Raw genomic sequence first — 13,809 nt, 5'->3', positions numbered from 1 at the left:
CGGGATCGGGGCATGGCTCTTTTTTCACTCATCGTACCGTTTTTAAATGAACGGGAAAACGTGCCGGCATTCACCACCTTCATTGAAAAGGTGGCGGGGGAACTGCGTGAAAAATTCGATCTCGATCTCGAGGTGGTGCTGGTCGATGACGGCAGCACTGATGACAGCGTGACACGCTACATCACGTCAATGCCGGGCACCTGGCGCATCGTCGAACTCAGCCGCAACTTCGGCAAGGAAGTTGCCGTGTTTGCCGGTCTGGAAGAGTGCAGGGGCGATCTTGTGATGATTATGGATGCCGACATGCAGCACCCATGGACTGTCGCACTCGACATGATTTCGCAGCTGACGGCCGACGAAAATCTCGATGCGGTTTATGCGGTACGTGATGACCGCCTGCAGGAATCGATGAAGAAGGCGGCCGCCGTTCATCTGTTCTACTGGCTGATCAATTTCCGTCAGCGTTTTATCGTGCCGGAAAATGCTGGCGATTTCCGCGTCATGCGCCGCCCGGTTGTCGAGGCGATGTTGAATATCCGCGACCGTCGCCGTTTCAACAAGGGGCTATACGCCTGGGCAGGCTTCCGCCAGAAGGCCATTGGTTACGTGCCGGACGAGCGCCAGCATGGAGCTACCAAATGGTCCAACCTGTCGCTGCTGTCCTTGTCGCTGGAGGGCATCACCTCGTTTTCGGCGCTGCCTTTGCGGCTGGTATCGATCATTGGTGCGCTGGTTGGTATCTGCGGCATTTTCTATGGCCTGAAGATCGTCTTTGAAGTGCTGTTTTACGGCGTGTCGGTTCCCGGTTATCCAAGCCTCATGGTGGCGGTGTCGGTGCTCGGCGGCTTCAATCTGGCGCTGCTTGGCCTGCTCGGCGAATATATCTGGGTTGGCATTGCCGAAACCAAGGATCGCCCGCTGTATCTGGTGCGCCGCGTGCATAGATCAGGCGACATCAAGACGCTGGACAAGGCCGCGCAGTCCGCTGAAAAACAAACGCCATGAGCATGGCGGACACTAAGGTGTTTTTGGTTGCTGATGATTATGGCCTGTCACCGGCCGTCAGCGATGGCATTCGCCACCTGATATCAAAGGGCAATCTATCCGGCACCGGCTGCATGACTTTGTTTCCGGAATGGCCCTCTGAGGCGATAAAGCTGAAAGAGTGTCAGAGGTATAGCGATGTCTTTGCCGGCATTCACCTGACGCTGACCGATTTCAAACCTCTGACCGATGCACCCGCCATCAGCAAAGATGGCAGGTTACTGCCGCTGAAAGAGCTGATCCTTGGCGCGTTGCGGCCAACGGCAGAGTTTACCGCGCAGGTGCATGCCGAATTGGACTCGCAGCTTGCAGCCTTCACCAAAGAGATGGGGCATTTGCCGCATTATCTCGATGGCCATCAGCATGTGCATTTCCTGCCGCCGGTAAGGGCATGGCTGGTAAGCCGCTCTCAAACGCTTGCCCAAGGTGATGTGAAGCCATGGCTGCGTGGCGCACCGGCAGTCGATTTTTCGCAAGGTGTAAAGATTGGCCTGAAAACCTGTTTCGTGGCCGGGCTGGCGCGCGGTTTTGATGGTGATATGCGCAGTGCCGGTTTGTTGGTGCACGGCCCGCTCTGCGGCTTTTATGACTGGCAACAGGCGGAAAAGTTCAGTTCGGTCCTGAACGGTCGTGTTCGTAATGGCAGCGTCATGATGTGCCACCCCGGTTATGTTGATGACGTTCTGCAAGCCCGCGACCCGCTGACCGGTGCGCGCGCAGAAGAGCTGCGCCTGCTGGAGATGGAACTGCCGTTTGCTTTGGAGAGACGGGTTTAGTCTCCACTTTTTCCTTCATTCCTGTCCTCGGGCTTGCCCGAGGGATGTCACAGGAATCCAGGCCAGCCCGAGTCTTCGGGCTGAAAAGGTTTTATGCCGCGCACACGCGCCCCTCTTCTCTGTGACAAGCACAGAGAAGAGGGGCGCGTGTGAGAACGCGCATCGAATATCTCAACCCCAGGAGTTTTGATGCCCTGTGACAGGTCTCCGCACATCTGACCAAATCGCGCAGAAAGGATTCCGCATTCATCCTCACGCGATAGTGGCATTGATTTTGCTTTTGATGTAGCCAACAGAACCGTAGTGACACTGGCGAACAAAGGCTTGGGCATGCAGGACATTCAGCTGATCATTGACCGCATTTATGATGCGATGGTGCCAAGATTGGGTGAGGGGAAGGTAGCCGACTACATTCCTGAGCTCGCCAAGGTCGATCCCAAGCAGTTTGGCATTGCCGTCACCACCGTTGAAGGCGAAACATTCGTCGCCGGCAATGCTGAGGTGCCGTTTTCCATTCAAAGTATCTCCAAGGTTTTCATGCTGACGTTGGCGCTCGGCAAGGCTGGTGAAACCGTGTGGAACCGGGTAGGGCGTGAACCATCAGGATCGTCCTTCAACTCCATCGTCCAGTTGGAACATGAGGCGGGCATTCCACGCAATCCCTTCGTTAATGCCGGTGCGATCGTCGTCAGTGATATCGTGATGGCCGGCCACCAGCCGCGCGAAGCAATCGGTGAGTTGCTGCGCTTTGTGCAGTATGTCGCCGATGATGACAGCATCATCATCGACAATGCGGTCGCGAAGTCGGAAAATGCCACCGGTTACCGCAATTATGCGCTGGCCAATTTCATGCGCTCGTTTGGCAATCTGCATCACCCGGTCGAAAATGTGCTGGGCGTGTATTTCCATCAATGTGCACTCGCCATGACGTGTCACCAACTGTCACGGGCGGGGCTGTTTCTGGCCAATCAGGGCCGAAATCCGCTCAGCGGCCATACGGTCGTATCGGCGCGACGGGCAAAACGTATCAACGCGCTGATGCTGACTTGCGGCCATTATGATGGGTCCGGCGACTTTGCCTATTCTGTCGGCCTGCCAGGCAAGAGCGGCGTTGGCGGCGGCATTCTTGCCATTGCGCCGGGCAAGGCATCGATTGCGGTGTGGTCGCCCGGCCTCAACAAGGTCGGCAACTCCGCGCTTGGCTCCGCAGCGCTGGAAATGCTGGCCAACCAGACAGGCTGGTCGGTATTCGGGGCTTGATCTTGCCGGAATATGCAGGCATTGGCTGGAGGACAGCCCGTATTAGCGCCCGAATTAGCGAAAGTGCAATCGTCCCATGAATATTGCGACAGACATGAATTCCGTCGATGACGTCGAGGATGGTGCTGAGGACATTTCCTCGCACGCGCTGTTTGCGCATGCGCCACGGTCGGTCTCCTTCAACAAGCTGCGCAAGCGCCTGTTGCGCAATGTCCGCCAGGCATTTGAAGATTTTGACATGCTGAAAGGCCAGAAGCGCTGGCTGATTGGCCTGTCGGGCGGCAAGGACAGCTATGGCCTGTTGGCGCTGCTGATGGACCTGAAATGGCGCGGCCTGCTGCCGGTCGATCTGGTGGCCTGCAATCTCGATCAGGGCCAGCCGAACTTTCCCAAACACATTCTGCCGGAATATCTGGCATCGATTGGCGTGGAACACCGCATCGAATACCGCGACACCTATTCGGTGGTGAAGGAAAAGATGCCGAATGGCGGCACCTACTGTTCGCTCTGTTCGCGTCTGCGTCGCGGCAACCTTTATCGCATTGCGCGCGAAGAGGGCTGTGATGCACTGGTGCTTGGCCACCACCGCGAAGACATTCTCGAAACCTTCTTCATGAACTTTTTCCATGGCGGACGCCTGGCGGGCATGCCGGCAAAGCTTTTGAATGACGAAGGCGATCTGATGCTCTTGCGGCCACTGGCCTATTGCGCCGAAGACGATATGGCCAAGTTTGCCACGGCCATGCAGTTCCCGATCATTCCATGCGATCTGTGCGGCTCTCAGGATGGTCTGCAGCGCAATGCCATGAAGGACATGCTGGCCGATATTGAACGGCGCATGCCGGGCCGCAAGGACACGATGTTGCGGGCGCTGGCCCACGTTAATCCCTCGCATTTGCTGGATACAAAACTGTTTGATTTTTCGATGCTGGGTGTCACGGAAGCGTCATCTAACGCGGATAGGGAAACGAACCCACCTGTTTAAAGAAACGTCGCTTTATGTCCCTTCTTGATAAAGACATTGAATTCCTGGTTGCGACCGTGCGCGATGCCGCAGCAACCGAAATCCTTCCCCGTTTCAGAAATCCCGACAGTCAGTCGGTCGCCGAAAAAACCTCGTCCATCGATCTGGTGACCGAAGCGGATATCGAGACGGAAAAGCGCATTACCGCGGCTATTCGCAGGCTTTATCCGGACGCCCATATCGTCGGCGAAGAAACCTATGATGCCGATCCTTCCGTTGTGCCGGCACTGGCCGATGCGGATCTGGCCTTCGTAATTGATCCCGTCGACGGCACGTTCAACTTTGCCTCGGGTCTTGCCGCTTTCGGGTCTCTGCTGGCCGTCACCGTCAAGGGCGAGACGGTCGCCGGTATCATCCATGATCCGGTTATGGGCGACACGCTGGTGGCGGTAAAAGGCGCAGGCGCGCATTTCCACCGCCGCAGCGGCGAGGTGACACCAATCCGCGTGGCAGCCCCTGTGGCGCTGGACGAGATGGTTGGCATCTACGCCTGGGGCCACGCCACGCTGGAGCGACGCCCGGTCATTGCCGCAAACATGGCCAAGATACGCATGGCGCTGTCGCTCAATTGTTCTGCACATGAATATTGGCTTGCCTCGACAGGCAAGATCCACTTTATCGGCCACGAAAAGCTGATGCCCTGGGACCACCTTGCCGGCGTTCTCGTACATCAGGAAGCTGGCGGTTACACGGTAAAGCTGGATGGTACGCCCTATCGCCCCGGAGAGATTTCCGGCGGTATTCTGTCCGCTCCCGACAAGGAAAGCTGGAAGATGATACGGCGCGAGATTTTAGGTATCTGGTAGCTGAAAGGAATGGCAATGTCCCTCGAACTCGACATAGCGTCGCTTGCAAACACGCTTCAGGAAGCCGCAGCCGTGGAAATCATGCCGCGGTTCCGCAATCTCGGTGAAGGCGACGTTCGCATGAAGACCGAGGCCATTGACCTCGTCACCGAAGCGGACGAAGCAGCCGAGCGGCTGATCCGGGACCGCGTGGCGGAAATCATGCCCAACGCGCTGTTCGTGGGCGAGGAAGCCGTGGCTGCCGATCCGTCGCTGCTCGGCAAGCTGGGTGAGGCCGATCTGGCCGTGGTGGTCGACCCGATTGACGGCACCTTCAACTTTGCCTCCGGTCTGCCGCTGTTCGGTGTGATGATGAGCGTCATCTCCAAGGGCGAGACTGTTGCCGGCATCATCTTCGATCCATTGGGCAATGACTGGCTGATCGCCGAAAAGGGCTCTGGCGCATGGCTGTGCGCGCCGGATGGCAACCAGACGCAGATGCACGTGTCTCCGGCACCGGAACTGTCGCAGATGGTCGGCATTGCCAATACAGGCTATTTCGACATTGAGACCCGCCGCAAGATCCTCGTTAATCTGGCCGATGTACGCCTGTTCACCAGCTATCGCTGCGCAGCGCATGAATACCGCGTGTTCTGCGGCGGCCACATGCACTTCCTGATGTATAACAAGCTGATGCCATGGGACCACCTGGCCGGCACGCTGATCTCGCAGGAAGCTGGCGCCTATGCGGCGCGCCTGGATGGTTCGCCGTACCTGCCAAGCCATGTGGATGGCGGCTTGCTGCTGGCACCGGACAAGGATTCCTGGAACCTGCTCAAGAACCACATCTTCACGGTTTGATCGACAGGACGTATGGATAAAAAAAGGCGCCGCTGGATGACAGCGGCGCCTTTTGCTTTCGACCCTCATGCCTCGTGCTTGTCACAGGCATCCAGCTGTCGCGCGTCTGCGCGACGAAAGAGTCTTTTCAGCCCGATGACTTGGGCTGGCCTGGATTCCTGTGACGAGCACAGGAATGAGGTCCTCGGGAGTGGATGGACGCCAGAAAACACACGTCCCGGAAAACATCACATTCAACATAAAAAAAAGGCGCCGCTTTATCCAAGCGGCGCCTTTTGCTTGTGCGGCATGTTTGCGTTCTTTACCCCCGTGGCGGGCACGGGGGTAAGGGGAAGCCGTATCAGATCGGCTTGTTGTGCGGATGGAACAGCTGACCCTTTTCACCGATCAGCACGAACACCAGACCAATAAGCGAGACGATAAAGAAGCCAGCGACCATTGGCAGGGCAGTGCCATCGAAGGACTGGCCGATCAATGCACCGATCAGCGAACCGCCAACCGTGCCCATGAAGCCGATGACGGACGATGCCGTACCGGCAACGTGGCCAAGCGGTTCCATGGCCAGCGAGTTGAAGTTGGAGCCGATCCAGCCGAACTGGAACATCGCCAAGGCAAACAACACGATGAACAGTGCAAATGGCATTGGCTGTGGGCCATAGATCTGAATGAGCAGCCATACGAAGGTGATGACGATAAAGCCGATCAACGAACCATGCGACAGTCTGCGCATGCCAAAACGGCCAACCAGACGGGCATTGATGAACGACGACAGCGCCATGAACAGCGCAACGCCAGCAAAGGCCACTGCAAACCACTGACCAAGCTCATACACACCCTTGTAGACCTGTTCAGCCGAGTTGATGAAGCCGAACAGCGCACCGAAGATGAAGGTGCTGGACAGGGTGTAACAGAGGGCAATGCGGTTGGTCAGAACGATCTTGAAGCCGTTGAGAACCGACTTGACCGTGAAGGGACGCACGTCTTCCGGATGCAGGGTTTCCGGCAGGCGGTAATACATCCACGCGCCGACGATCACGGCGATGACAGCCATGAACACGAAAATCAGGTGCCAGTCACCAAACAGCAGAACGATCTGGCCGGTACCCGGTGCAATAACCGGCACAACCATGAACACCATCATGATCAGCGACATGACTTCCGCCATCTGACGGCCGCCGTAAACGTCGCGAACGATGGAGATGGTGATGACGCGGGTGGCGGCAGAACCGATGCCCTGAATGAAGCGCAGTGCCAGCACGCCCGCAAAGGAGGGCACGAACACCACAGCAATGGACGAGACGACATAGATGCCAAGGCCAAACAGCATTGGCTTGCGACGGCCATAGCGGTCCGAGATCGGGCCGTAGCCCAGCTGTGCAATGCCAAAGCCCAGAAGATAGGCCGAAATGACATATTGGCGGTGGTTTTCATTGATCACGCCAAGTGCTGCACCGATTTCCTGCAGGCCCGGAAGCATGATGTCGATGGCAAGTGCGTTGAGTGCCATCAACATGGCAGCAAGCCCGATGAACTCCACTTTGCCCATGGATTTCAAAACCGGATTGCCGGATTGTGAAGGATTTGTCACAGAAATATTCCCAAAAGAACGGCAAAGGCGTTGCAGAATGCAACGCCTTGCTACTTCATAACAATCGGGTGTCGGGGTGGAGAACCCCGGCAAAAATCAGGCCGCGCCGCGGACCTCGATACCCTGTTCTTGTAATTGGCTTTGAAGTTCACCCGACTGGAACATCTCTCTGATGATGTCGCAGCCGCCGATGAATTCACCTTTGATGTAAAGCTGAGGAATGGTCGGCCAGTTGGAGTAATCCTTGATACCCTGACGCAGGTCAGCATCGGCAAGCACGTTGATGCCTTTGTATTCTACGCCGATATAGTCAAGAATCTGAACGACCTGACCGGAGAAACCACACTGTGGAAACTGCGGTGTACCCTTCATGAACAGAACGATATCGTTGCTCTTCACTTCGTTGTCGATCACTGCGTTAATATCGCTCATGGCCATTTCCTTTCACACGCGGTTCAAAAGCCGCTGCTTTGATATTCCGACTAGATAACACTTTGGTGTCGTTTTTCCAGCGCGGAAGCTGAAAAAATGCAAAGGCCTCTTATGCCTGGGGTGCATACCAACATGCGCGACAGCAGGTTTGCGTAAAATCAAACACTGCGCTGTTTGCTGCGTGATGCAGCGGTGCGTCGTTTGCTGGTTTGTTTGCGGGCTGGCTGGCGTTTGGGTTTGGCGGTTTTTTTCGCGCCGCCCAACGCACTCTCCAGTATCGTCTCCGCCAGACTGCCCGCAACAGATTTGCTGCGGGTTTTCCGGCGGGTCCGTTTTGTTGTTTTCACACCTGTCTTTTTAAGAATTTCCGACATGGCGCTTTTCACCACGCCGGAAATGACCTCTTCAATCAGGCTTGCCATGGTTTTCTCAATCCGGGGCCGAAGTTTGCAGGGCAAGGGCATGCAGCACGCCGCCCATGTTGCCCTTCAGGGCATCATAGACCATCTGGTGCTGCTGCACACGGCTTTTTCCCTTGAAGGCTTCCGCCACGACTTCAGCGGCGTAGTGATCGCCGTCACCAGCCAGATCGCGGATCGTCACCTTTGCGCCGGGAATTCCGGCTTTAATCATGTCTTCAATATCGCCGGGGTTCATTGGCATGGTGTCAGCTCCCTTTTCTTATTCTGCTGCGGCCAGTGATGGCCCATCCATAAAGTCAGGGAACCATGATTCATGGGCGGAAAGCAATTGCTTAATCGCCACAGGCTTTGCACTTCCAAGTGATACTTCGCTACCACCGGTCTTGCCGATAACCGGGCACTCAACGCCAGCTTCCTTTGCACGCTGTGCAACGGTTTCAGCGTTATCCTGAGCGATGGTCAAAACATAACGGCCCTGGTCTTCGCCGTAGAAGGCAAGAACCGGATCGTTGTTTTCAGGCTGGTTTACAGTCGCACCAATGCCGGAAGAAATTGCCATTTCGGCAACGGCAACGCCGAGACCACCCGAAGAGCAATCGTGAACGGCGGTCGCAAGACCATCATTGATCAGCGCGCGAACGAAATCGCCGACCTTCTTTTCCTTGGCCAGATCAACATGCGGAGCAGGGCCGTCAATACGGTCATGAATGTCACGCATGTAGGTGGACTGCGCAATATGCGTGCCCCAGCCCTTTGGTGCGCCAGCCAGCAGAATGGCTTCGCCTTCCGCAGCAAAACGGATGCGGGCCATCTTTGCCCAGTCGCTGAGCAGGCCAACGCCACCGATGGTCGGGGTTGGCAGGATCGCCTGACCGTTGGTCTCGTTATAAAGCGACACGTTACCGGACACGATCGGGAACTCCAGCACGGTGCAGGCTTCGCCAATGCCCTTGATGGCATGAACCAGCTGACTCATGATTTCAGGCTTTTCCGGGTTGCCGAAGTTCAGGTTGTCGGTGGCAGCCAGCGGCAAAGCGCCAGTGGCGGTGATGTTGCGCCAGCATTCTGCAACAGCCTGCTTGCCGCCTTCAAACGGATCTGCCTCTACGTAACGTGGCGTTACGTCAGACGAGAAGGCCAGTGCCTTGCTGTAATGGCCTTCAACGCGCACAACGCCGGCGTCACCGCCAGGAAGCTGCAGCGAGTTGCCCTGGATCAGTGTGTCATACTGCTCGTAAACCCAGCGACGGGAAGAGCCGTTTGGCGAACCGACCAGCTTGACCAGCGCATCGGCAATATCGGCCCGTGGCACGTCATTGGCAGCAAGTGGAGCCGGAACCTTGGCCGGTGTCCATGGACGATCATATTCTGGAGCCTCATCGCCCAGTTCCTTGATCGGCAGGTTGGCCACTTCTTCGCCGCTGTGAATGATGCGGAAACGCAGGTCATCAGTGGTCTTGCCAACGATGGCAAAGTCCAGACCCCACTTGATGAAGATTGCCTTGGCAACTTCTTCCTTGGAAGGCTCCAGAACCATCAACATGCGTTCCTGGCTTTCGGACAGCATCATCTCATAGGCGGTCATGTTTTCTTCGCGCACAGGCACCTGGTCGAGAATGAGCTCGATGCCCAGATTGCCCTTGGCACCCATTTCCACGGCCGAGCAGGTCAGACCGGCGGCGCCCATGTCCTGAATGGCGATAACTGCGCCGGTCTTCATCAGCTCAAGGCAGGCTTCCAGCAGGCACTTTTCAGTGAAGGGGTCGCCAACCTGAACGGTTGGGCGCTTTTCTTCGATGGATTCGTCAAATTCTGCCGATGCCATGGTCGCACCGCCCACGCCGTCACGGCCGGTCTTGGCGCCGAGGTAAACGACAGGCAGGCCAACGCCCTTGGCTTCCGACAGGAAGATGGCATCAGACTTGGCAAGGCCAGCCGCAAAAGCGTTGACCAGAATGTTTCCGTTGTAACGGGCATCGAACTCGACTTCGCCGCCAACCGTTGGCACGCCGAAGGAGTTACCGTAACCACCAACGCCAGCAACAACGCCGGACACTAGATGGCGGGTCTTGGGGTGGTCAGGCGCACCAAAACGCAGCGCGTTCATGGCGGCAACCGGACGGGCACCCATGGTGAACACGTCACGCAGAATGCCGCCAACACCGGTGGCTGCACCCTGATAAGGCTCGATGTAAGATGGGTGGTTGTGGCTCTCCATCTTGAAGACAACACAGTCGCCATCATCAATGTCGACAACGCCGGCGTTTTCGCCCGGACCCTGAATAACGCGCGGGCCTGTGGTCGGCAGCGTCTTCAGCCACTTCTTGGAGGACTTGTAAGAGCAGTGCTCGTTCCACATTGCCGAGAAAATGCCAAGCTCGGTAAAGGTTGGTTCGCGTCCGATCAATTCGAGGATGCGCTGGTATTCATCGGGCTTGAGGCCATGCGATGCAACGAGTTCCGGGGTGATCTGGATGTGATTAGGAATAGCCATAGGTCTCACGAGGTTCGAGCCGGTAGGAAGTTTCCGGTTCTTTAGCGCAAGATACAGTCTGGTGCGACAGGAAAATGTATCGATTACCCACCAAATGCAGAGTTTTGGACAGGGCAATTATAGATGGCAGCCGCCCGTAGGGTGTGTCTGCGTCGGAAAGACAGCGTTTTCAATCGACCTTCGTCAAGTCAGGGCTTGTCCCGACATTCCAAGCCCTCAACGACGATCGCAACGTGATCAGATCCTAGGGACAAGCCCTAGGATGACGTTGAGAAAGAAGGTTGCCTTCTACTATGGCCGCTCTTGTTAAAATCTGTAACCCAGCATCAGGCCAGCGCGAGTAATGCCGTCATTCGGGCCGTCGCAGAGATTGGCATGGGAGGCATGTTCAATCTGCGTGGAGATGTTCCAGTTCTGATTGATGCGGTAACCGACGGCCGCATATTCGCGGAAGAGGAAACGACAGCCAAGCTGCGCGCCGGTTTCAGAGCCGGTGTTTCTCAGGTTTCCGTCGTGCCAGAGGCCGCCAAAGCCCAGGTCGAGAAAGATCTTTTCATTCAGATCCAGCGTCCAGTTGATGCCGCCATAAACGGTGTTGGCAGACCCTTCAGTGCCGATTTCACCGCCCAAATGCACACGTGGGCGCAGCAGCTTGTCAGAAAATGTGGCGGCCGTCGCACTGTCAAACGGGTCGAAATAGACGGTCAGAGCCGGAAAGACGCCGTCTTCACCATTATGGCTGCTGGACACTGATGTCGTCGCACCAAAGCGCAATTCGTCGAAAATGTTGCCCTCAGCGGCATCGGCAATGGAAGCCAGAGGCAGAAGAAGAGCACAGGAGGTAAGAACCTTGGCAATCATTGCCTTGGCATCTGCAAATTGCTGACTGCCCATACGAATCGTTCCCAGACAAGGTTTCACGGGAACGTGACATATTTTAACGGAAGGTAAAGGGAGCGAATTTCTAATTCTCGGTACTGTTGCCGAAAAGACTCTCAAGCCCAAAGACCCGTTTTAGACCTCTGAGTTTTGTAAAAGTTCTTCCAGCCATGCACGCGCCAGTTTCGCTTCACCCGGGGTATTTGCGCCATGGGATGAGCGGATTTTCAGCAAACGGTCGTGAAGCGCAAAGGGCTCGAAATACTCAAGTTTGTACTGCAGGGCAGCACCCGTCATCCGGCCTCAGGCCATACTGTCATAACTCACAGAACCATTGTCCAGCAGGCGACGCAGGGTGTGCAGGTGGCGGGCCAGCTCTTCGCGGGTATTGGGCGCAGAAAAGCTGATGCGCACCCGGTGGTAGACCTTCTCGGAGCGTCCGGCTTTGAACTCATCCTCATCGTCAATCAAAATGCCTTCCTTGCGGGCTGCATTACGGAACGTGCCGGAAAGCCAGGGTTCGGGCAATTTCAGCCACACAAAGGCAATGTCGGGATTGGAGTTGAACTCCAGACCGGAAAAGATCTGCCGAACCATCTGCTCACGCGCATTGACCTCGGCAATACAGTCCTGGCGGATGCGATGGGCATCACCGCTCAGCACCAGCCGGGCGCAGAGCTCGGCCAGTAGAAAGGGCAGGCCGCCCGTCATCATCTTGTGGGCGGTGCGCACCCGTGTGCCGAAGTGCGGCGGACAGGCAACCCAGCCGCCGCGAACACCGGCGGCAACCGACTTGGACAGGCTGCCCACCAGAAATGTCTGTTCCGGCGCCAGTTGGGCAATCAGCGGAATGTCATCACGGCACATGGCGCCATAAAGATTGTCTTCAATGATCCAGACATTGTGCCTGTGGGCAATGTCGGCAATGGCCTTGCGGCGCTCCAACGGCAACGTGGTGGAGGTCGGGTTCTGGCCCGACGACATCAGGAAGATCATCTTCGGGTGCTGCTGCGCACAGACCCGTTCGAAATCTTCGGGTATGATGCCGTTTTCGTCAGAGTCCACCAGCGCAATACGTCGTCCGGCAAGCGCGGCGCTGCGGCTGATCTGCGAGTAGGTCAGGTGCTCAAAGGCAATACGATCGCCCGGGGAGGTGACGGCACCGATGATACCCATCACCGCGGCATGTGCGCCAATCGTCGGCACGATGTTCTCAGGGCTTGGGGTCCAGCCATTTTGCGCCAACCAGCGTGCACCGGCGACCGACCATTCCTCCGGAAAGTCCCGGGCATAACTGGCAACCTGCGCGGCACGCTCCGCCATGATGTCGGATAGATGCCGCTCGATCAGCACACCTTGCCCAACCGTCGGCGCTGCCGTGGTGTCCAGCTTGGAAAGTTGTTTCGTCTCGACAGCCGAGACGGCAGCATTTGATGTGTTGGCGGCCTGCCCAATATGGACAGACGGTGTCGGGGTGTGGCGGCTGTTTACATAGGTGCCACGCCCAACCTCGCCACTGACGAGACCACGCTCATGCACCAGGGAATATGCCCGGCTGACGGTGCCAATGGTAACGCCCAAATCATAAGCGAGATTTCTCTGCGGTGGCAGCTTTGTGCCTGCCGCCAGCTCGCCATTCGAAATGGCGGTTTCGATATGGTCGGCCAGACGCATGTATAGCGGGCCGGTGCCTGTGGAGAGATTGGGGAGCCAATTTGTCATGGTGACAATTTAAGCATTGTACCTGTGTGTGAGTCAATTGTATTTATTGTCGCAGAGAATGACCCCGAACAATTAAAGGTGAACAGGTGCAATTATGCGCAAGATGGATCAATACCTATCAACAATAGATACAATGTACCCTGACAGCTATACGCGGGAATATGTCTTCCGTGACGATGGTGACATGGTTGATCCCACACCACTGACAATTGCTGCGCCAAACCATGTATTTGGCCGTTTTCTGGCTGCCATCCGCACTTGGCACATCAAGCGGGCCGGCCGCCTTGCTTTGAGAGAACTGACCGATGAGCAGTTGCTTGATATTGGCATCAGCCGGTCGCAGGCGCGCAATGAAAGCGCAAAATCCCGCTTTCTGGTGTGATTGTCATTGAATGGATACACACATTACAGGTCAACAATCGGTACAATCTGGTCTTTCATTCCTGTGCTTTTCACAGAATTCCATAGGGCTGATGTCATCTGACTGATCAGCCCGTGACGCGCCAGGTTCAGCGCGCATTC

The 13,809-nt window shown here is 56.4% G+C and carries 15 protein-coding genes; 7 read left to right on the top strand and 8 right to left on the bottom strand.

Annotated elements, in window-relative coordinates; genetic code table 11:
* Positions 1–12: 12 nt before the first annotated feature.
* From M2418_RS11535 to M2418_RS11510, 6 genes are all read left to right on the top strand, one after another.
* Entirely contained in the window at positions 13–1,005 is a 993-nt protein-coding gene (locus M2418_RS11535) for a glycosyltransferase family 2 protein (RefSeq protein ID WP_259146565.1), read from the top strand.
* On the top strand, positions 1,002–1,820 hold the full coding sequence (locus M2418_RS11530; protein WP_259146563.1) for a ChbG/HpnK family deacetylase: 819 nt from the start codon (positions 1,002–1,004) through the stop codon (positions 1,818–1,820). The genes M2418_RS11535 and M2418_RS11530 overlap by 4 nt, the downstream gene beginning before the upstream one ends.
* Before the next feature lie 330 nt (positions 1,821–2,150).
* Positions 2,151–3,080, top strand: a complete 930-nt coding sequence (locus M2418_RS11525; RefSeq protein WP_250982611.1) for a glutaminase — start codon at positions 2,151–2,153, stop codon at positions 3,078–3,080.
* Between the two features lie 76 nt (positions 3,081–3,156).
* Positions 3,157–4,065 (top strand): tRNA 2-thiocytidine(32) synthetase TtcA, encoded by a 909-nt coding sequence (gene ttcA / locus M2418_RS11520; RefSeq protein WP_250982610.1) that lies wholly within the window; start codon positions 3,157–3,159, stop codon positions 4,063–4,065.
* Between the two features lie 14 nt (positions 4,066–4,079).
* Positions 4,080–4,910 carry an inositol monophosphatase family protein gene (locus M2418_RS11515; protein WP_192491225.1) on the top strand — a complete coding sequence of 277 codons (831 nt, stop codon included), beginning with the start codon at positions 4,080–4,082 and terminating at the stop codon, positions 4,908–4,910.
* 15 nt (positions 4,911–4,925) lie between these two features.
* Entirely contained in the window at positions 4,926–5,750 is an 825-nt protein-coding gene (locus tag M2418_RS11510) for an inositol monophosphatase family protein (protein ID WP_192491226.1), read from the top strand.
* A 340-nt stretch (positions 5,751–6,090) separates the two neighbouring features.
* On the opposite strand, the gene M2418_RS11505 is transcribed toward M2418_RS11510, so the two are convergent.
* The 8 genes from M2418_RS11505 to M2418_RS11470 form a co-directional block, all read right to left on the bottom strand.
* Positions 6,091–7,296: a multidrug effflux MFS transporter gene (locus tag M2418_RS11505; protein WP_259146684.1), complete on the bottom strand. Its 1,206-nt coding sequence runs from the start codon at positions 7,294–7,296 to the stop codon at positions 6,091–6,093.
* 138 nt (positions 7,297–7,434) lie between these two features.
* Positions 7,435–7,770, bottom strand: a complete 336-nt coding sequence (gene grxD / locus M2418_RS11500; RefSeq protein WP_259146559.1) for a Grx4 family monothiol glutaredoxin — start codon at positions 7,768–7,770, stop codon at positions 7,435–7,437.
* Positions 7,771–7,928: 158 nt separating this feature from the next.
* Positions 7,929–8,192, bottom strand: a complete 264-nt coding sequence (locus tag M2418_RS11495) for a hypothetical protein (RefSeq protein ID WP_250982608.1) — start codon at positions 8,190–8,192, stop codon at positions 7,929–7,931.
* 7 nt (positions 8,193–8,199) lie between these two features.
* Positions 8,200–8,433: a BolA family protein gene (locus tag M2418_RS11490; protein ID WP_192491229.1), complete on the bottom strand. Its 234-nt coding sequence runs from the start codon at positions 8,431–8,433 to the stop codon at positions 8,200–8,202.
* A gap of 18 nt (positions 8,434–8,451) precedes the next feature.
* Complete coding sequence (gene purL, locus M2418_RS11485; protein WP_259146557.1) at positions 8,452–10,686, bottom strand: phosphoribosylformylglycinamidine synthase subunit PurL; 2,235 nt, start codon at positions 10,684–10,686, stop codon at positions 8,452–8,454.
* Positions 10,687–10,992: 306 nt separating this feature from the next.
* Entirely contained in the window at positions 10,993–11,547 is a 555-nt protein-coding gene (locus M2418_RS11480) for an acyloxyacyl hydrolase (protein ID WP_259146682.1), read from the bottom strand.
* A gap of 153 nt (positions 11,548–11,700) precedes the next feature.
* On the bottom strand, positions 11,701–11,862 hold the full coding sequence (locus M2418_RS11475) for a hypothetical protein (RefSeq protein WP_259146555.1): 162 nt from the start codon (positions 11,860–11,862) through the stop codon (positions 11,701–11,703).
* Positions 11,863–11,868: 6 nt separating this feature from the next.
* Positions 11,869–13,287 carry a PLP-dependent aminotransferase family protein gene (locus M2418_RS11470; protein WP_259146553.1) on the bottom strand — a complete coding sequence of 473 codons (1,419 nt, stop codon included), beginning with the start codon at positions 13,285–13,287 and terminating at the stop codon, positions 11,869–11,871.
* A 94-nt stretch (positions 13,288–13,381) separates the two neighbouring features.
* On the opposite strand from M2418_RS11470, the gene M2418_RS11465 reads away from it, so the two are divergent.
* Positions 13,382–13,669 (top strand): DUF1127 domain-containing protein, encoded by a 288-nt coding sequence (locus M2418_RS11465; RefSeq protein ID WP_259146551.1) that lies wholly within the window; start codon positions 13,382–13,384, stop codon positions 13,667–13,669.
* Positions 13,670–13,809: the final 140 nt, after the last annotated feature.

It is taken from the genome of Rhizobium sp. BIGb0125 (genome assembly GCF_024810055.1).
Classification (GTDB): domain Bacteria; phylum Pseudomonadota; class Alphaproteobacteria; order Rhizobiales; family Rhizobiaceae; genus Agrobacterium.
The sequence above is the reverse complement of the archived record's forward strand: the minus strand, read 5'-3'. Positions and strand labels throughout refer to the sequence as shown.

Coding starts and splice junctions, on each gene's coding strand:
- M2418_RS11535 (WP_259146565.1), top strand. CDS start 13: ATGGCTCTTTTTTCACTCATCGTACCGTTTTTAAATGAACGGGAAAAC.
- M2418_RS11530 (WP_259146563.1), top strand. CDS start 1,002: ATGAGCATGGCGGACACTAAGGTGTTTTTGGTTGCTGATGATTATGGC.
- M2418_RS11525 (WP_250982611.1), top strand. CDS start 2,151: ATGCAGGACATTCAGCTGATCATTGACCGCATTTATGATGCGATGGTG.
- ttcA (WP_250982610.1), top strand. CDS start 3,157: ATGAATATTGCGACAGACATGAATTCCGTCGATGACGTCGAGGATGGT.
- M2418_RS11515 (WP_192491225.1), top strand. CDS start 4,080: ATGTCCCTTCTTGATAAAGACATTGAATTCCTGGTTGCGACCGTGCGC.
- M2418_RS11510 (WP_192491226.1), top strand. CDS start 4,926: ATGTCCCTCGAACTCGACATAGCGTCGCTTGCAAACACGCTTCAGGAA.
- M2418_RS11505 (WP_259146684.1), bottom strand. CDS start 7,296: ATGGGCAAAGTGGAGTTCATCGGGCTTGCTGCCATGTTGATGGCACTC.
- grxD (WP_259146559.1), bottom strand. CDS start 7,770: ATGAGCGATATTAACGCAGTGATCGACAACGAAGTGAAGAGCAACGAT.
- M2418_RS11495 (WP_250982608.1), bottom strand. CDS start 8,192: ATGGCAAGCCTGATTGAAGAGGTCATTTCCGGCGTGGTGAAAAGCGCC.
- M2418_RS11490 (WP_192491229.1), bottom strand. CDS start 8,433: ATGCCAATGAACCCCGGCGATATTGAAGACATGATTAAAGCCGGAATT.
- purL (WP_259146557.1), bottom strand. CDS start 10,686: ATGGCTATTCCTAATCACATCCAGATCACCCCGGAACTCGTTGCATCG.
- M2418_RS11480 (WP_259146682.1), bottom strand. CDS start 11,547: ATGATTGCCAAGGTTCTTACCTCCTGTGCTCTTCTTCTGCCTCTGGCT.
- M2418_RS11475 (WP_259146555.1), bottom strand. CDS start 11,862: ATGACGGGTGCTGCCCTGCAGTACAAACTTGAGTATTTCGAGCCCTTT.
- M2418_RS11470 (WP_259146553.1), bottom strand. CDS start 13,287: ATGACAAATTGGCTCCCCAATCTCTCCACAGGCACCGGCCCGCTATAC.
- M2418_RS11465 (WP_259146551.1), top strand. CDS start 13,382: ATGCGCAAGATGGATCAATACCTATCAACAATAGATACAATGTACCCT.